The 17,615-nt window shown below is 61.6% G+C and carries 15 protein-coding genes; 5 read left to right on the top strand and 10 right to left on the bottom strand.

The window, feature by feature from the left end:
- Nucleotides 1-33: 33 nt before the first annotated feature.
- From PMI07_RS01410 to PMI07_RS01420, 3 genes are all read right to left on the bottom strand, one after another.
- Nucleotides 34-1,098, bottom strand: coding sequence for a M48 family metallopeptidase (locus PMI07_RS01410; RefSeq protein ID WP_007769063.1), 1,065 nt, complete (start codon nt 1,096-1,098; stop codon nt 34-36).
- A complete protein-coding gene (locus PMI07_RS01415) occupies nt 1,088-2,179 on the bottom strand; it encodes a YjgN family protein (RefSeq protein WP_007769060.1) in 1,092 nt (363 codons plus the stop codon). Before PMI07_RS01415 ends, PMI07_RS01410 begins: the two co-directional genes overlap by 11 nt.
- Nucleotides 2,180-2,363: 184 nt before the next feature.
- Nucleotides 2,364-3,860, bottom strand: coding sequence for a CoA-acylating methylmalonate-semialdehyde dehydrogenase (locus PMI07_RS01420; RefSeq protein ID WP_007769057.1), 1,497 nt, complete (start codon nt 3,858-3,860; stop codon nt 2,364-2,366).
- A gap of 122 nt (nt 3,861-3,982) precedes the next feature.
- Here PMI07_RS01420 and PMI07_RS01425 point away from each other — a divergent pair, with 122 nt between their 5' ends.
- Complete coding sequence (locus PMI07_RS01425; protein ID WP_007769054.1) at nt 3,983-4,864, top strand: LysR family transcriptional regulator; 882 nt, start codon at nt 3,983-3,985, stop codon at nt 4,862-4,864.
- An 81-nt stretch (nt 4,865-4,945) separates the two neighbouring features.
- On the opposite strand, the gene PMI07_RS01430 is transcribed toward PMI07_RS01425, so the two are convergent.
- The 5 genes from PMI07_RS01430 to PMI07_RS01450 all read right to left on the bottom strand — a co-directional run bounded on the left by PMI07_RS01430 (nt 4,946) and on the right by PMI07_RS01450 (nt 10,371).
- Nucleotides 4,946-5,191, bottom strand: a complete 246-nt coding sequence (locus PMI07_RS01430) for a helix-turn-helix domain-containing protein (protein ID WP_007769053.1) — start codon at nt 5,189-5,191, stop codon at nt 4,946-4,948.
- A 312-nt stretch (nt 5,192-5,503) separates the two neighbouring features.
- Entirely contained in the window at nt 5,504-6,502 is a 999-nt protein-coding gene (locus PMI07_RS01435; RefSeq protein ID WP_007769051.1) for a TRAP transporter substrate-binding protein, read from the bottom strand.
- Between the two features lie 29 nt (nt 6,503-6,531).
- The gene (locus PMI07_RS01440; protein WP_245277093.1) at nt 6,532-8,325 is read right to left on the bottom strand and encodes a TRAP transporter large permease subunit; all 1,794 of its coding nucleotides are present in this window, start codon (nt 8,323-8,325) and stop codon (nt 6,532-6,534) included.
- A gap of 62 nt (nt 8,326-8,387) precedes the next feature.
- Entirely contained in the window at nt 8,388-9,518 is a 1,131-nt protein-coding gene (locus tag PMI07_RS01445; RefSeq protein ID WP_007759760.1) for an LLM class flavin-dependent oxidoreductase, read from the bottom strand.
- Nucleotides 9,519-9,528: 10 nt separating this feature from the next.
- Nucleotides 9,529-10,371 carry an ABC transporter substrate-binding protein gene (locus PMI07_RS01450; protein ID WP_007759759.1) on the bottom strand — a complete coding sequence of 281 codons (843 nt, stop codon included), beginning with the start codon at nt 10,369-10,371 and terminating at the stop codon, nt 9,529-9,531.
- A gap of 217 nt (nt 10,372-10,588) precedes the next feature.
- Between PMI07_RS01450 and PMI07_RS01455 the strand changes: the two genes are divergently transcribed.
- The 4 genes from PMI07_RS01455 to PMI07_RS33450 all read left to right on the top strand — a co-directional run bounded on the left by PMI07_RS01455 (nt 10,589) and on the right by PMI07_RS33450 (nt 15,957).
- Nucleotides 10,589-10,954 (top strand): metalloregulator ArsR/SmtB family transcription factor, encoded by a 366-nt coding sequence (locus PMI07_RS01455; RefSeq protein ID WP_007759754.1) that lies wholly within the window; start codon nt 10,589-10,591, stop codon nt 10,952-10,954.
- 7 nt (nt 10,955-10,961) lie between these two features.
- The gene (locus tag PMI07_RS01460; protein ID WP_007759752.1) at nt 10,962-11,591 is read left to right on the top strand and encodes a glutathione S-transferase N-terminal domain-containing protein; all 630 of its coding nucleotides are present in this window, start codon (nt 10,962-10,964) and stop codon (nt 11,589-11,591) included.
- A gap of 196 nt (nt 11,592-11,787) precedes the next feature.
- Entirely contained in the window at nt 11,788-14,040 is a 2,253-nt protein-coding gene (locus tag PMI07_RS01465; RefSeq protein ID WP_197032457.1) for an EAL domain-containing protein, read from the top strand.
- A gap of 6 nt (nt 14,041-14,046) precedes the next feature.
- Entirely contained in the window at nt 14,047-15,957 is a 1,911-nt protein-coding gene (locus tag PMI07_RS33450; protein ID WP_007759745.1) for a sensor histidine kinase, read from the top strand.
- 8 nt (nt 15,958-15,965) lie between these two features.
- Here PMI07_RS33450 and PMI07_RS01475 read toward each other — a convergent pair whose 3' ends face one another.
- The gene (locus PMI07_RS01475) at nt 15,966-16,742 is read right to left on the bottom strand and encodes a molybdopterin-binding protein (protein WP_007759737.1); all 777 of its coding nucleotides are present in this window, start codon (nt 16,740-16,742) and stop codon (nt 15,966-15,968) included.
- The gene (locus PMI07_RS01480) at nt 16,739-17,581 is read right to left on the bottom strand and encodes a cytochrome b/b6 domain-containing protein (protein ID WP_007759735.1); all 843 of its coding nucleotides are present in this window, start codon (nt 17,579-17,581) and stop codon (nt 16,739-16,741) included. The genes PMI07_RS01475 and PMI07_RS01480 overlap by 4 nt, the downstream gene beginning before the upstream one ends.
- Nucleotides 17,582-17,615: the final 34 nt, after the last annotated feature.

Here is a 17,615-nt window from a genome sequence, read left to right on the forward strand (position 1 = left end):
GCGGATACGTCAATGGGTGGCTATGGATCACAGCTACCTTGCCCGAGGCCGACCTTCGAGCTCGGCGGCGTAGTTGCGGATGTCCTGCTGACGTTGCGGCGTGCCGGGATGGCTGGACAGGATGTTCGCATCCCCATGGTCTCCGAGCTTGTCTTCCAGCACCGCAAAGAACCGGGCGAGCGCAGCGGGATCGTAACCGGCGGTACGCATCAGTTCGACCGAACGGCGGTCTGCCTCCGCTTCCGCGGCACGGGAATAGGAAAGCGCCACGAGCGCCCCACCCTGGGTGAGGATGTCTTCGACGCCTGAGCCGACATCGCCGGCAATCAGCATGACGAGCGCAGCAATGCCCGCAGCACGGTAGAGCTGCCGCAGGCTGTGCTCTCCTTCCACATGAGCGATCTCATGACCGAGCACGCCGAGGATCATTTCCCGGTCGCCATTGGCGAGCTTCACCAGGGCGTCGGTGAGGATCAGGCTGCCGTCCGGAAGCGCGAAGGCGTTCGGGCCGATCACACCGCCATCCCGGAAATAAAGGTCATAGGCGCCCTGCCCGCCTTTCGAATGCACGGCGAGTTTCGAAAAGCCCTCGGAGATCGCCTGTCGCTCGCCTTCGGGCAGTTCGGACGGCTTCAGGATCGTCCGGTCGAGCGATGCGAGCGTACCGGAGCCTATCAGTTCCGGCACGAAGGGTGGCGTCACCAAGACCGCGACTTCCACCAGCGCCGGGACGGCGAAGCGGTAGATCGTGGTGGCCAGCAGGATGACGGCGAGCGTCATGAGGATCAGCCGCGGATGGAACTGTTCCAGCCGGTGTACCAGGCCGCTCCGGGCACCGCGCTTGCCGCGAAGATAGGTGTCGACCCCGTCGTTGTCGCGCGTCTCGAATACGGAGCCATCCGGAAAGCTCACCCGCCGCGGGATCGAGCCGACCCGCGAGCTGATCCCGGTCCGCTCCGGCACCGCAGACGCGAGGACCCGCTCCTCTTCCGCTGCCACGAGGAGAGGCCCCTCCTCGCGCAGAACAGCCGGGACCGCGCGGCTGGAATTGGCCGGGTGCCATTCGCCTTTCGCGATGACCGCTCCGTCAGAAGCCAAAGTCGAACCCTTCCATATCCATGTATTCGGCGCTGATCGCAGCACCGCTCACTTCGATCGAGGAGAGGATCTCGCCCGGGTCGCCGTTGATGCGGATACCCGTGTGTTCGTTTACATACCGCGCCATCCGGACTGCTGCCCAAGGGCGCATCAGCCCGAGCGTCAGCATGGTGACTATCACATTGCTGATTGCGATCCAGGCATAACGCAGCCGGGAAATGTCGCTGAACAGCTGATGGCGACCGTCAAGCTCCGCCGCCGACCAGGCGACATTGCGCACACCAGCCCGATAGAAGAGACCAGCGATACCGTAGAGGATGAAATAGATGAAGATCCCGGCATAGAGACCGGCAATGCTCAGCATGGTCACCTGCGCGCTCGTCAGTTCGGCGCTCTCGCGCATGACGGCCGCAGCACCGATGATCACGACGAAGGCAATGACACCGAAGACGATGCTGCCCAGGAATACGATCAATGCAGGCAGGACCCAGACGCCATAAAGCCGGCCGAGCTGCGGGTCGCTGGAAAACGTCCGGTCGCCATAACGCAGGTTGTTGAAGACGTATCGCCAGGTCCAGCGGCTCGCGAGCGGCGCCAGGATGCCGAAGGAAATGAAGGCTACGAAGCTGCCGAGCAGGATAGCCACGAAGGCGCCGCCTGCCGTGCCGACGAAATCGAAACGCACGTTGCGATAGCTCGTCACCCGGGCGTTGAAGCGCAGGCTGCGCTTGATGAGCCACGGCAGAGCGATCAGGATCACGATCGGGGATAGGATGCCGATTGGCGGAAAGATCGCCGTGCCGATATTGATCACGATCAGGAACGCGATGACGATCAGCCGGCCGATGAAGATCTGCTTGCCGGTGGCATGGTATTCGAAAGCACGGCCGAGAATGACCGTGTTGCCGAAGAAATATCGCATGCGCCGCACCTTCGCCCAGGCCGAATAAATGCCGAGGGTGATGATTGTCAGGAGAACGTTGACGATCCAGATACCGAAATATTCGCTGGCGCTGCCCGTGAAGGATGCGCGCTCAAATTGCTCCGCCGCCGCCCGAGGCGTCGTCTCCGCTACTGCCATGATATCATGCCCCCTTTGCCGAATGCCCGTCGCAATGGCCCCTGCCCGATTCTTCGCGTCATTGTAAGGTCAGGACATGTCATTTCAATCACCGCTCTATACCGCGACGAAGCTTTCGACCGCGAAAATAAAAAAAGGCGGGCCTCCGAAGAGGCCCGCCTGATGCTCCGAGCTGATTGTCCGACTACTTCATCGTTGGCATGACGAATTCGGCGCCGTCCTTGATGCCGGACGGCCAGCGGGCGGTGATCGTCTTGGTCTTGGTCCAGAACTTGATCGAATCCGTGCCGTGCTGGTTCAGGTCGCCGAAGCTGGAAGCTTTCCAGCCGCCGAAGGAGTGGTAGGCGAGCGGAACCGGGATCGGCACGTTGATGCCGATCATGCCGATATTGATGCGGCTGGCGAAATCGCGGGCGGCATCGCCGTCGCGGGTGAAGATCGCGACGCCGTTGCCGTATTCATGCTTCATCGGCAGATCGAGCGCTTCTTCATAGTTATGGGCGCGGACGACCGAGAGGACGGGGCCGAAGATTTCCTGCTTGTAGATGTCCATCTCGGGCGTGACATGGTCGAACAGCGTGCCGCCGACGAAATAGCCGTTCTCGTAACCCTGCAGCTTGAAACCGCGACCATCGACCAGGAGCTTGGCGCCTTCCTCGACGCCGCGGTCGATCAGACCGTTGATGCGGGCATGGGCTTCCTTGGTGACGACCGGGCCCATGTCGGCCTTCTCGTCCGTGTAGGGACCGATACGCAGGGACTCGATCTTCGGGATCAGCTTTTCGACAAGGCGGTTGGCGGTTTCCTCACCGACCGGCACTGCGACCGAAACAGCCATGCAGCGCTCGCCGGCCGAGCCGTAGCCTGCGCCCATCAGCGCGTTGACGGCCTGATCGAGATCGGCATCGGGCATGATGATCATGTGGTTCTTGGCGCCACCGAAGCACTGGGCGCGCTTGCCGTTCATCGCCGCCGTTCCATAGACGTAACGGGCGATCGGGGTCGAGCCGACAAAGGAGATGGCGCCGATATCCGGATCGGTGAGGATCGCGTCGACGGCCGCCTTGTCGCCGTTGACGACGTTCAAGATGCCGGCAGGCAGGCCCGCTTCGATCATCAGTTCGGCAAGGCGGATCGGCAGAGACGGATCGCGCTCCGACGGCTTCAGGATGAAGGCATTGCCGCAGGCGATCGCCGGGGCGAACATCCACATCGGGATCATGCCGGGGAAGTTGAACGGGGTGATGCCGGCGCCGATGCCGACCGGCTGGCGCATGGAATACATGTCGATCTGCGGGCCGGCACCTTCAGTGAACTCCCCCTTCGACAGATGCGGGATGCCGATCACGAATTCGCAGACTTCCAGGCCACGGATGACATCGCCCTTGGAATCGTCGACCGTCTTGCCATGTTCGCGCGAGAGCATTTCGGCCAACTCGTCCATGTTCTGGTTGAGCAGGTCGACGAATTTCATGAACACGCGGGCGCGGCGCTGCGGATTGGTGGCAGCCCATTTCGGCTGCGCCTGCTTGGCGTTTTCGACGGCGGCGCGGATTTCCGAAACGCTGGCGAGCGCAAGCTTCGCCTGGACTTCGCCGGTCGCGGGGTTGAAGACATCAGCCGTGCGGCCGCTGGTGCCGGCGACATGCTTGCCGCCGATGAAATGCCCGATCTCACGCATGGGTAACTCCTCCTGCCTTTTGTGGCGATCTTTTTTGGATGGCCGAGGATACTCTCAGATTTGCACAAGGCAACGCCGTAGTTTACGCATCCGTTGTGCAGATTTCGACATTGGAGCCTGAAATGAACTGGGACGATGTGCGTATGTTCCTCGCGGTTGCCCGCACCGGCCAGATCCTCGCAGCCTCCCGACGGCTTGGCGTCAACCATGCAACGCTCGGCCGCCGGGTGACGGCGCTCGAGGAGGATTTGCGCACCCGCCTCCTCATCCGCCGCACCAATGGCTGTGAGCTGACCGCCGAAGGCGAAGTGTTCTTTCGCGCCGCCGAGCGGATGGAAACGGAGATGCTGACGGCGCAGGCGAGCACCGGACGCATCGACACGGCGATTGCCGGCACGGTGCGGATCGGCGCGCCCGACGGTTTTGGCGTCTCCTTCCTCGCGTCCCGGCTCGGGCGGCTGACGCGCCGACATCCGGAGCTCAAGCTGCAACTGGTGCCGGTGCCGCGATCCTTTTCGCTCTCCCAGCGAGAGGCGGATATCGCAATCACCATCGAGCGGCCCGAACAGGGCCGGCTCGTTTCTTCGAAACTGACCGATTATACACTCGGCCTCTACGCCTCGAAGACCTATCTCGATCAGGCCGGAACGCCCCGGACGGTCGAGGCGCTGAAAAGCCATCCGCGCATCGGTTATGTGGAGGACCTGATCTTTTCGCCGTCGCTGAATTTCACCGGCGAGGTGATGCGAGACTGGGATGCGAGCTTCGAGATATCGAGCGCCATCGGCCAGACCGAGGCTGTGCGTTCTGGCGCCGGCATTGGCATCCTGCACGATTATGTGGCGCGGCAATATCCGGAACTGGTGCGGGTGCTGCCCGAAACCGTCATCCGGCGGTCCTACTGGACAACCTATCACGAAACGACGCGCGAGCTGATGCGGCTGCGGACGGTGGTGGAGTTTCTGAAGGAGCTGGTCGACGAGGAAGGCCACATCTTCGTGTGATGGGTCGGACTGTCTTCAGCGAAAAGGAGATAGAAGACCAAAATAGGGTCCGGCCGCCGAGGCGGCCGGAAAACCTTTGGATCAGGAAGGCAGGAAGGTCGTGACCGGAACCTTGAGTGCCGCAGCGATGCGCTTCAGCTTGGCCGGGTCGGCATCGGTGCCGTTTTCGATGCGAACGATCTCGTCATTGACGAGGCCGGTCGTGATGGCAAGCTCTTCGATGCTGTAGCCGACAGAACGGCGCGTTTCGGCGACGGCTGAGGCAATGTGCTGCGGAGAAAACTTCGCTCCATTGGCGGATGCGAAATTATTGATCGAAATTGTCATTGTATGCTCCTTCTAGAATGGCCTGCCGAAACCGGTCAGGTGAAGGGGGACGAACGCCCGAGACGCAGGAGTCTAAAAATTTAGGCACCGGCTGCCGCAAACATAGGCATGCTAACGACCGAGACAAGGGCGATTAGTGCAGTGCACAAAAATGTGTTCACTTTCGGGTCGAAAGAAGGCACCGTCAAATCACTTGGGTCGCTCGAAAGGGCTGGAATCGGGGAGATTCCGGCTGGAATTGAGCTGAAAAGACAGAAATGGCACCACTTTCGCGGTGCCACATTAAATTTTCTTAATATTCGAGAAACGGTATCAGGCAGACTGGATTGCCTTGATCCGGTCTATGCCACCAACGATTGTGGCGAAATCCTGCCACACTCCCTGCGCGCCCTTCTGCCATTCTTCGAAGACTTCCGGCTTCAAGAGCTTGCCGCCATTCTTAAGCGACACGGCAACCGATGCGGCCTCGTCATCGATGATGAGCTGGTTGAAATAGGCAGCCCCTTCCTTCGAGGCCTCCTGGAAGACCGTCTTCTGTTCGGGGTTCAACTGGTTCCAGAAGCTTGCGGAATAATAGATGACGCCGGACGCCCAGATATGGCCGGTCTCGGTCATATAGGGCACGACTTCGTAGAGCTTGAAGCCGGCATAGGCGGATTTGGTGAGGTCCATGGCATCGGCAACGCCGGTTGCCAGCGCATTGTAGGTCTCGGTGATCGGAATACCGACCGGGGCGGTACCGAAGGCGCTCCACAGCTTGGTGTGCAGCGGGCTCTGGATGACGCGGATCTTCTTGCCCTTGAGCTGTTCCGGACGGGTGACCGGTTCCTTGGTCAGGAGATGGCGCGCGCCGTAATTGATGAAATCGCCGATGATGAAATTCTGGGCGGCGAGCTTCTGCTTGAGATCGGCCCCGACGCTGCCATCGACCGTCTTGCGGACATGGGCTGCGTCGCGGAAGAGGAAGGGCAGATCGAGGACCTGCAGCTCCGGCACCCAGCCGGACAGCGACGAGACGGTCGAAAGGCTCGCCTGCACGGACCCGAGACGGGCGCCTTCGGCCACTTCCTTCTCGCCGCCGAGCGCGCCGCTCTTGACGATGTTGAACTTGAACTGGCCGGGCAGCTTGGCTTCCACCAGCTCGCCGATCTTCACCCAGATCTTCGTTTCCGGCTTGTCGTCGCCAAGCAGCGAGGCGGTGGTGATCGTCGTCGTGCGGGCGGCGGCAGTGCGCACGAAAACCGGAGCGGCAAGCGCCACGCCGGTTGCCGCGGCAGTCTTCAGAAGGGTTCGGCGGTTGATGTTGTCCATGTCTCAAGGTCCCCGGAGATGTGAAGCGGTTAAAAGATGATCGCCCAGGCGCAAAGGATCGCCAGGGACACGAGAAGTGCGAGCAGATAGGGCACGACCGCCTTGAACAGCGCGGTCGCGGGAATGCGGGTGACGCCGCTGACCACGAAGATCAGCATGCCGAGCGGCGGGGTCAGGCCATGGATCATCAGGTTGACCACAATGATGACGCCGAAATGGATGGGATCGATGCCGGCGGCGATGGCGGCGGGCAACAGGATCGGGCCGAACAGCAGGATCGCCGCGCCGATATCCAGCACTAGGCCGACGACCAGAAGGATGACGTTGGAGAGGATGATGACGGCGAGCGCGCTGCCGCCGAGCATGGTCACGAAATCCGAGACCAGGCCGGAAACGTTGTCAACCGCCAGCAGAAAGGCGAAAGGTCCGGCAGTGCCGATCAAGAGGCCGATCGCAGCGGATTCGGTGGCGGCCTGCCGGAACGAGGCGAGCAGCGAGCCGGCCCCGACCTTGCCCCAGACGGCCAGGATAATCGTATAGAGCGCCGCGAGAGCCGCCGCTTCCGTCGTGGTGACGATGCCGATGCGGATGCCGACCACGACGATGATGCCGAGACCGAAGGCCGGAATGGCGGAGATCGCCGCCTGCCAGCGCTCGCGTCCCGATGCGCGCGGCAGCGCCACCTGATCGCGGACGGACAGATGGATGGCTACCGCCAGGCAGATCGCCATGAGGCCGCCGGCGAAGAAACCGCCGACCAGCAGCGAACCGACCGACAGATTGGTGGCGGTCGCCAGGATCAGGAAGGCGATCGAGGGTGGGATGACGTTGTCGAGAACCGAGGTGGCGGCGATGATCGCGCCTGCCTGGGCCGGGGGATAGCCGTGCTTCACCAGTTCCGGCTGGAAGGTCGAGGCCCCAAAGGCAGCGTTGGCCACCGACGAACCCGAGGCCCCGGAAAACAGCACGCTGGTCAGCAGCGTCGTCTGCGCCAGCCCTGCTCGGCGGTGGCCGACCATGGAGGCGGCGAAACGGACAAGCTGGTTGGCGACGCCGGAAGAGGTCAGCAACCCGCCGGCCAGCAGGAAGAAGGGAATGGCAAGCAGCAGGAATTTCGACATGCCGGTGACGGTCGAGGACACGATCGCCGGTTCCGGCAGGCTGCTGCCGAAGGCGATTGCCACATAGGCGGCTGCGAGAAAGGCATGTGCCAAAGGCGCGGCCAGCACCAGGCCGAGCGCGGCGACCAGCGCGAGGAACAGGCTCGGCGGCAATTCGCTGTCGACGAAGATTTCGGGAATGCCGAAATAGAGTGCAGCCCCGAGGCTCAGAGATATCAGCACCGGCAGGGCCCTGCCCTCCGCCAGCCGCTGCAGCAGGAGCACGAGAAGGATCAGCACGCCGCCGGCCCCTAAGAAACCGAAGCGGATCCACTCCGGAACTCCCAGCGTCGGGGAAATGCCGCCGAGCATGGCCATGATTTCGGAACCGCCGAACAGCAGGATCAGGGCCGCCAGCACGGTGAACACGTCGGCCAGAACCTGGGTCGACGGCAGCAGCCGGGCAGGAAGCAGACGTACGAAGACGTCGAGCCGCATCGCCAGCGCGCTGTTGAGGCTGAGCGGCGCACCGATCGAGATCAGCGCCACATGCAGCCAGATGCCGAGATCCTCGGCGCCGATGAAGCCGGTATTGAAGAAATAACGCAGGCAGACGCTGACCAGCACGACCGTCAGAAGAACGGCGAGGATGAGCGCTGCGACAGCGCCGAGGACAGTCTCGACGCCCTTCAGCACCCTCGCCGCGATACCGTCGCCGGGGATTGCCGTCTGCTCGAGAAAATCGGATGGGCTGGCTGCCACGGGCTCTTACCTTTGCAGGAGGATCAGACGGTCTTGACCGTGGAAAGATCACGATCGAAGAGCGTCGACCAGGTGAAATGACGCGCTGCCGAAACCTCGCGGGCAACATCGAGACGCGGCAATACCTTTTCGCCGAAGCGATAGGCTTCCTCAAGCAGCGGCATGCCAGAAAGGATAAAAGTTTCGACGCCCGCTTGTCTGTAGGCTTCCAGCGTGCGGATCACCGTATCGGGCGAACCAACGATCGCGGTGCCGGGGCCCGGGCGGACGAGCCCGATGCCGGCCCAGAGATTGGGGGCGACTTCGAGATCGCGCAGGTTTGCTGGCTTCAACCCGCCATGCATGGCGGTCATGCGCTGCTGGCCGACGGAATCGCTTTTTCCGACAAAACGCTGGTTTGCGGCAATCGCCGCGTCGTCCATCCGACCATAGAGATCGGCAGCGGCTTCCCAGGCCTTCTCGTCGGTATCGCGAACGATGACATAAAGCCGGATGCCGTATTCCAGCGTGCGGCCGTATTGCGTGGCCTTCGCCTTGACCGCTTCAACCTTGGCGCCGATCTGCTCCGGCGTCTCGCCCCAGGAGAGATAGGTATCGACGTGCTTTGCCGCGACATCGAGCGCCTTGTCGGAAGAGCCGCCAAACCAGAGCGGCGGCGGGGCGATGGTATCGCTGACCGGCAGCGCCAGCTTGGCGCCGTCCGTCTGGAAGTATTTGCCCTGGTAGCTGACGCTCTCGCCGGCAAACAGTCGGTGCCAGATCTGCAGGTATTCGTCGGCCATGTCGTAACGCTCGTCATGCGGCATGGTCATGCCATAGGCGCCGAGCATCTTGGCATCGCCTGACACGACGTTGATCAGCAGGCGGCCGCGCGAGAACTCCTGCAGCGTCGCGGCCATTTTCGCGAGCAGCGTCGGGGCCACGAGGCCCGGATGGATGGCGACGAGGAATTTCATCCGCTCTGTGTAAGATAGCAGGGCGCCCGCCAGCACCCAGACATCGTGGGCCCCGGTCGCAAACAGCGCGCCTGTATAGCCGAGATGGTCATAGGCCTGGGCGAGCTGCTTGTAGTAACCGAGATCGACCTTGCGGGAGCCTTCCGGCTGCCAGGGATAGGCGCCGTCGGGCGCGCACATATACCAGAAAACGTTCATGTCCGGCTCCTTAGGCGATGGCCAGGGGCCGCTTCAGGGCGACCGGTTTGTCGAAATGGCCGTGCCGATAGAGCGTATCGGCCTCGGCCTGCTGTTCGTCGATGATCGCCTCGTCGATCGGCACGACGGTGAAATCACGCGAGCGAAGAACTCGCTCCCAGGACTCTGCATCGCCTTCGCTGTCCGGCTCGGCCGCGAGCAGCTCGGCTGCCTTGCGCAGGTCGGCGGTGACGGCCCTGCCGAGCCGGTCGAGCTCTGCGGCGATGGCATTGAGGTCGCTCGCCGAAAGCCCGTGGCGCTGCAGCGTCCAGAACAAGGAACGGTTGGGAATGGTCGAGCCGCAGCGGACGATCAGGCGGAGATCGTCGCGGTCGAGCGCCTTTTCGAGGCGCGGCGACATGGCGACCCAGGCATCGACCCGGCCTTCGAGCAGGTCGCTCAGCGAATCCGAATTGCCGCTTTCGACACGGGTGACATCGGCCAGGCCGAGCCCCTCGCCTTCCAGGCTGCGGGCGAGCAGATAGGTGTGGAACGAGCCGTCGACCAGCGAGATACGTTTGCCGGCGAGATCGGCGACCGCATGGATCGGACTATCCGCCCTCACGAGAATGGCGCCGTTTGCCGGGCGCGGTGCGGAAGCCGCGACGTATTCGACGCCGAGGCCGCGGAAATCCGCCTCGATCGGTGGTGTCGAGCCGGTTCCGCTGAAATGGATCGCTCCGCTTTCGAGAAGCGACGCCGTATCCCGGCCCTCGGCATAGGGGACGAATTCCGGTTTCAACTCCGCAAACGCGCCCGGCCACAGCCGCGCCAGCCGCAGATGAAGATTGTTCGGATGAACCCCGATTCGCATATTCATTTCGCTCCTCGCAATGCACAACAATCTACTTTTTTATAGATTGTTGACGAGGAACCGTCTCCTGACAAGAGGCCGAAATAGAAATGAGAAATCTACAGAATTGCTGGAATGCAAAAATTCCTGCCGCTTTTTGCGGCAAGCGCCCAACAGGTCATTGAAATTCAACGGCGAACACTTTACTTTTTTATAGAACCAAGCGGGACGCTATGCCGTGACGAAGCCTGTATCGAACCGAATCTGCCGCAGCGTGGGCGAAGCGAGCGAGCTGTTGAAGCTGGTTGGCAATACCAATCGGCTGGCGATCGTCTGTTACCTGATGGAAACGGAAGCGTCCGTATCTGCCCTCGAACACGAGCTCGGCATCCGCCAGCCGACGCTTTCTCAGCAGCTTGCGGAACTGCGCGAAGCCGGTGTGATCGAAGGTCGCCGTGACGGCAAGGCGGTCGTCTACCGGGTCGGCGATCCGAAGGTGCAGGCGATCGTCTACACCCTGCGCGACCTGTTTTCCGGCCTCGACGACGTCGCCAATCGGCACGGCATGCAGACGCTGCCGGTCGACGAAATGATGTTCGATTGATCGGGCGATGATCGATTTCTATACCTGGATTACGCCGAACGGCCTGAAGATCTCGATTGCCCTTGAGGAATTCGGCCTCGACTACCACACCCACACGGTCGACATCACGAAAGGCGACCAATTCTCACCGGACTATGTGAAGATCAATCCGGGCTCGAAAATCCCGGCGATCGTCGATCATGAGACGGGCATCACGCTCACCGAGTCCGGTGCAATCCTCATCTATCTTGCCGAAAAGACAGGCCGTTTCATGCCCGCCTCCGGCCCCGCCCGGCTGCAGGTGATCGAATGGCTGATGTGGCAGATGGGCGGGTTCGGCCCGACGCTCGGCCATGCCCATTATTTCCTGACCTACAACGCCGGCGAAGCGCCCTTCGCCGAAACCCTGTTTGCCAGGGAAACCCGCCGCCTCTACGAAACGCTCGACGCCCGCCTTCAGGGGCGCAACTATCTGGTCGACGACTATTCGATCGCCGATATGGCCGTCTGGCCCTGGGTCTCGCGGTTTCAGCGCCACAAGGTCGATCTCAACGATTTTCAGAATGTCAGGCGCTGGTATCTGGGGCTTGCAGCCCGGCCCCAGGTCAAGCGGGGCTACGAAGTGCCGCATTTCACCACGACGATACCTGTCCCATAACCACCATTTTCTACCACGGCGGAAACAGTAGGTGCGGCTGCAGACAGGAGGAGCCGCCAAGCTGCCGCGCGATTACGACGAGGTAAAATTTTCGCCAGCGTCCATTTTTTGCGAGACATGCTAGGTTTTTGGATCAATTAATAGACTCGCGGAAATGCAGGGCGCAGTCCTTGCACGGCAATCGGGGGATGTGTCCGTGGGCGATATCGAAAAAGAAACACCATCTCAGGATCTCTTTCAGTTTCAACCGGAAGTCGATTCCGCAGCGCCGGACTCGCCCCACCAGTTCCGCCCAGAGATGAATGATTTCACCATCTTGAGCGTCGATGACGACGAGATGTTCCAGAACTCCCTCCGTCTCTCACTCTCGGGCTTCAGCTATCGCGGCATCGCTCCGCGCATATTGGTCGCCAGCTCCGCCAACGAAGCAGCTAAACTTCTGCTTGAAACACCTTCGACCGCGGTCCTGCTGCTCGATATCGTGATGGAGACCGACGATGCGGGGTTGCGGCTGGTTCGCACGATCCGCGAAGTTCTCGGTAACTCGCAGCTGCGTATCGTGCTTCTCACGGGACAACCGGGCATCGCACCGATGCAGTCGTCGCTCGAGACCTACGATATCAGCGATTACTGGCTGAAGACCGATCTGACCAACGAGCGGCTTCACAGCATTCTGACCGCAAATCTCAGGACATTCGAGCAGATCGATGTGCTGAACCGTGCGCGCCGGGGCCTCCAGAGCATTGTCGAGGCGAGCAACAGCTTAGCGAAGTCGTCGGGATTTGAAGATTTCTCCCGCCGGATGATCCACGAATTGGCGTCGCTTCTGGGCGTCAGCGAGGACGGCATCGTCTGCGTTCGCGGGCGTGACCAGGAACAGCCGCCGAAAATCATCGGGTCGGCGGGGCGCTTCGCCTCCGTCCTCAACCAGACCCTCGATACCATCAATGACGAATCCGTCCGCGACTTGATCCAGCACGCGCTCGACGAGCAGGCGAATATGGAGACGGCGATGGCGCAGGTCCTGTTTTTCCCGGGCCAGGCCGTCGCGCCTCCTGCGGCGGCCTACATCGCAACGAACAGGCGGATCGACGATACGGAGCGGGAACTGCTGCGGGTCTTTGCGACCAATATCGGTACGGGCCTGGTCAATGTAGCGCTGACGAGCCAGCTCGACCGTATCGCCTACGAAGATGGACTGCTTGAAATTGCGAATGGCAATGCGCTGAAGCGCGGCGTGCAGGCTGCACTCGAGATTCCCCCGCCCCGCAGGCGGAAGGTCCTGTTCATCGAGCTGAACCAATATGCGAGAAGCTGCGTCTCCCTCGGCGTCGAACAGGGCGATCGCCTACTACGCGCTTTCGCGAAGCGCCTCGCCGCGGCCTTTCCGCCCCCCTGCATGATCGCGCGTCTGCACGAAGACATATTTGCCGTGCTCGGACCGGAATATCTGGTGCGGATCGAGTATGTAAACCGTCTCGAAGCGGGCGCCCATTCGCCCGAAGCCCTGTTCTTCGGCGCAGAGGCAGCCTCTCTCGATCTCAATCATTTCACGTCGGCTCAAACCGTCATCGCGACCGGACTTCTGCTCTTGAAGAAGGCTGGACTGAAGGGCACAAGCGGGCAACTCGTCGAATACGATCCCAATGTCGAAGAGGAAACGCGCCGCCGGTACGCTCTTTCGCAGCAGCTTTACAAGGCGGTGCTCAACCGGGAAATCAGTGTCGTGTTCCAGCCACAGATCGACCTGACCGACAATCGGATCGTCGGCGCGGAGATCCTGGCACGCTGGACGCGTCCGGACGGATCGACCATCTTTCCAGCGGATTTCATTCCCCTGGCAGAGGCGAACGGGCTGATCGTGCCCCTGGGCCAGCAGATCCTCGAACAGGCCTGCAGCGCTCTCCGCTCCATGGACGAAGCGGGCTTCCCAGCGGTCACCCTCGCCGTCAATGTCTCGCCGGTGCAGCTCGGCCGACAGGAATTTATCGACGAACTGATCGCGACCACGCGCCGCTATGGCCTGTCGCCGGACCGGCTGGAGCTCGAGATCACCGAGACGGTCGCTATGGACGAACATCAACACGCAAACGATGTGCTTTCCACCCTCAGACGAAAAGGATTCGCGATCGCAATCGATGATTTTGGCACCGGCTATTCTTCCCTGACGAAACTCCGGTCCTTCGAGGCCGCCATGCTCAAGATCGATGGGTCTTTTATTGCCGGTCTCGGAGAATCCATCCAGAACGAGATGATCGTCGAGATGATCATTCGGCTTGGCGAACGCATGAACATGCGTGTCCTTGCCGAGGGTGTCGAGACCGAGCAGCAGGCGGAATGGCTGCAGTCAAGAGGGTGCATGCTGGCGCAGGGCTATCTCTACGCCCCGCCGGAATCCTTCGAGCAATTTCTTGCAAGGCTGCGAAATTCGCCAGCCAAGACTGCGTAGCTGCTGATGATCCATACGCCTGCAACCCGCATCTTTCCGTCTCTCTGGGCCGCCTATCGCCATCGCAGGCGCCTCGCCGTCTTCGTGATACCGTGGGTCGTCGGGCTCGGCCTCGGCGTGCCATTGCTTTGGCATCAGATCGTCGTGAATGCGCGGGAACCTCAGATCCGCAACAGGGAGGAGACCCTGTCGCAGGCCTATGACATTCTCAGCAGAACCTTGGACCGGCTCGGCCGCGACGCCCTGTTCCTTGCCGACCTGCAATCGCGTTTCGGCGATACGGAAACTCCGATCACTCCGTTGAGTGTCGAGATATTCCAGAGTTTCGCCTCGAGCTCGCCGGACTACGATCAGGTGCGGTGGCTGGATACTAGCGGCAATGAACGACTGCGCGTCAACCATCGGGGCGGCGGAGAACCGATCGTCGTTGCCGAGGATCAATTGCAGAACAAGGTGGACCGGCCTTACTTTCGCGACACGGCGGCGCTGCCGCTGCATGGCCTGTATTTCTCCACTCTCGATCTCAATGTCGAAAACGGCGTGGTCGAGGTGCCCCATCTGCCGACATTGCGTGTTGCAAGCCCTGTTTTCCGCAACGGGATCAAGCAGGGCATCATCGTCATCAACTATCGCGCCACACGTTTGCTCGAACGCCTGAAGCGGCTCGACACGAGCGTAGACCTTTATCTGATGAACCAGGCCGGATACTGGATCCAGGGACCCAACCCAGAAGCGAACTGGGCCTGGCAGCTCGGGATTCCGACACCCGACGCGGCTCGAGCCGAGCTGTTGCGGGGAGTCAGCACCGGAAACAAGGGCCTTTTTCACACTGTCGGCGGAGATTGGAGCTACCGTCGCTTCGACCCGGGTGCGGGCTTGCTGATAACTGGCGAGGTCGTGGAAATGCGTGCCCCGGATGCCGGTCTCTATCTGCTTGCCCGTGACGCGGCGGGGGCGATCAACAGCCAGGAAACAAGGGGAAAACTCATCCTCGGCATGGTGGCGGCCATTCTCGCCGTGGTGGCGCTCGCGGTAACGGGTCGCCTCGCCAACAGCATGGAGGCCGAAGCGGAATGGGCACGGCAAATGGAGGACACGAACCAAACGCTGCGCGAGACGAATGAAAAACTGAGCGTAACTCAACGGGAACTGGCGCGGGCCGAACGGCTGTCGTCGCTGGGCCTCATGGTTGCCGGCGTCGCGCATGAGATGAACACGCCGCTTGGAAGCGCGGCACTCGTACTCAGCAAAGCCGCCAAGGATCTCAGGCTTTTCAAGGAAAGGATCGCCACGGGACTGCGCCGCTCCGATCTCGACCTTTATATCGCAGACAGCGATGTCAGCCTGGATATGGTCCGCGACGCCATCCACCGATGTGCCGCGCTGGTTCAACGCTTCAAGCAGGTTGCGGTGGACCGAGCAACGTTGGAGCGGCGGGATATCGATCTCGCCTTGTTCATTCCCGATGCCGACCCGCGCCTGCGCAGATGGGACGCCAGCGCCGGGATCGGTTTGACGTTGAACGTCCCTCAGGACGTGGCGATAACCACCTATCCGGGGCCTCTTGCCCAGGTCCTGTCGAACCTGCTCAACAATTCGCTGCTGCATGCCTTCGATGCGGGTAAACCCGGCATGATCACGATCAATGTCCGGAAACTGGCAGATCAGGTCCTCATCGAATTCACCGACGACGGCCGCGGGATCAACGATACGGACATTCAGAAGATATTCGAACCCTTCTTTTCCACTGCCCGTCACAGCGGCGGTACCGGGCTTGGGCTGCACATCGTCCACCAGATCGTGACCGAGGTTCTCGGCGGTTCGATCGCCGTCGAGAGCCCACCGGATGGCGAGGTCCGCGGCACCCGGTTCATCATCCGGCTTCCGAAAAGTGCTCCGGCACAGGCGGAAACCTAAGCCCCGCTTCAGATCCCGGCATACCATTCATAGCCGCGATCCTCCCAGAAACCGCCGCTGCCGCCATAGAGGCGGCCAAGATCCGCCACCGCCTCGATACGGGTCAGGTATTTCGCCTGTTTGTAGCCGAGCTGCCGCTCGACGCGCAGCCGCAGCGGCGCGCCATGGGCGACTTCAAGGTCGCGGCCGTTCATGGTGTGAGCGAGGATGGTCTGTGGATGGAAGGCATCGACCAGGTCGATGCTCTCATAATACCAGCCGCTGCCGTCCAGCGTCTTTTCGTACTCGTCGGCGCAATGGAAGACGATGTAGCGCGCTTCCGGCTTCAGGCCGACCGTCTTCAAAAGCGCACCCAGCGGCACGCCGGTCCATTTGCCGATGGCGCTCCAGCCCTCGACGCAATCGTGCCGGGTGATCTGGGAGCGGGCCGGCAAGGCCTTCAGTTCGGCGAGCGACAGCTGCATCGGCTTTTCGACCAGGCCGCCGACTTCGAGCTTCCAGGTGGAGAACTGCCGGTTCATCCAGTCGAGATATTGCGGATTGTCCGGCATGCTGGTGCCGTTGGCACGAAAGACCGGGGAGAGATCCGCCTCGGTGAACTCGCGCGCCAGCGCATCGTCGCCGAGCAGGAAACGCTGGGTCTTCATCGAAAACCCTTCCGCGATCTTGAGGACGGATTTCGTCCGGTCGCTTTCGACGAGCGCGTCGCAGCCGCTGAGGCCCAGCGCCGAGGCGGTCATGGTCGCGCCGATCAGGAAACGGCGCCGGGTGATGATGCGGCTCATTGTTTGTCTCCCTGTTCAATGGCGTAATAGCCGGTGATCATCGAACGCAGATTGTTGAAGACGCCCGACAGGATCACCATCGCCACGTGGACCACCACGAAAGCGGTGAGGGAAAAGGCCGTCAGGAAATGGATCGTGCGGGCAGATTGCCGGCCGCCGAACACGTCGAGCAGCCAGGGCGCAACCGCGTTGAAGCCGGGCGACATGGTGAGGCCCGTCAAGACCATCAGCGGCAGGAGCAGGAAGATCACCGCGACATAGGTGAGCTTCTGCAGCGTGTTGTAGTGCCGCGCCTCCGGCCCTTTCGGAAACCGCAGCCGGGCGTGATTGACGATCTCGTGGCCGATATGGGCGGGGGTCAATTCATTTCCGGCGGGCAGCAGATCGCGGCGGAAATGCCGGCTCAACAGCCCGTAGAGGAGGTAGGCGAAGCCGTTGATGACAAACAGCCAGGCAAAGAAGAAATGCCAGCGCCGACCGCTCGCGAGATCCTGATAGCTTGGCATCGTCAGCCAGTCGGGGAAGCCCCGTGCGGTAGCCTCGCCGTCCACTTCGGAGAGACCGAGAAATCCGGTCGTATTGAAAGTCAGCGAACCGACATGCGTTAGGCCCTTGGCCCTGTCACCCTCTTCGACCGCCTCCATGGAGATGAAGGAGGGATCGTTGTCGGCGCCATACTGCCCCCAATAGAGCGCTGGATGGGCATTGAAGATCTGCAGGCCGCTGAACAGCAGCACGGTCATGCAGAGTACATTCACCCAGTGCGACAGGCGCACCAGCAGGCTGTGGCGGTAGATGACCGTCCGGCCGGTCGCAGCGCCGGCATCGATGGTGGCCATGGTGTTTCCTCCGAATGCGGGAAGTGGGCTTCGG

Source organism: Rhizobium sp. CF080 (genome assembly GCF_000282095.2).
Classification (GTDB): domain Bacteria; phylum Pseudomonadota; class Alphaproteobacteria; order Rhizobiales; family Rhizobiaceae; genus Neorhizobium.

Coding starts and splice junctions, on each gene's coding strand:
- PMI07_RS33450 (WP_007759745.1), top strand. CDS start 14,047: ATGATCCATACGCCTGCAACCCGCATCTTTCCGTCTCTCTGGGCCGCC.
- PMI07_RS01480 (WP_007759735.1), bottom strand. CDS start 17,581: ATGGCCACCATCGATGCCGGCGCTGCGACCGGCCGGACGGTCATCTAC.
- PMI07_RS01420 (WP_007769057.1), bottom strand. CDS start 3,860: ATGCGTGAGATCGGGCATTTCATCGGCGGCAAGCATGTCGCCGGCACC.
- PMI07_RS01445 (WP_007759760.1), bottom strand. CDS start 9,518: ATGAACGTTTTCTGGTATATGTGCGCGCCCGACGGCGCCTATCCCTGG.
- PMI07_RS01435 (WP_007769051.1), bottom strand. CDS start 6,502: ATGGACAACATCAACCGCCGAACCCTTCTGAAGACTGCCGCGGCAACC.
- PMI07_RS01475 (WP_007759737.1), bottom strand. CDS start 16,742: ATGAGCCGCATCATCACCCGGCGCCGTTTCCTGATCGGCGCGACCATG.
- PMI07_RS01450 (WP_007759759.1), bottom strand. CDS start 10,371: ATGCGAATCGGGGTTCATCCGAACAATCTTCATCTGCGGCTGGCGCGG.
- PMI07_RS01415 (WP_007769060.1), bottom strand. CDS start 2,179: ATGGCAGTAGCGGAGACGACGCCTCGGGCGGCGGCGGAGCAATTTGAG.
- PMI07_RS01425 (WP_007769054.1), top strand. CDS start 3,983: ATGAACTGGGACGATGTGCGTATGTTCCTCGCGGTTGCCCGCACCGGC.
- PMI07_RS01460 (WP_007759752.1), top strand. CDS start 10,962: ATGATCGATTTCTATACCTGGATTACGCCGAACGGCCTGAAGATCTCG.
- PMI07_RS01430 (WP_007769053.1), bottom strand. CDS start 5,191: ATGACAATTTCGATCAATAATTTCGCATCCGCCAATGGAGCGAAGTTT.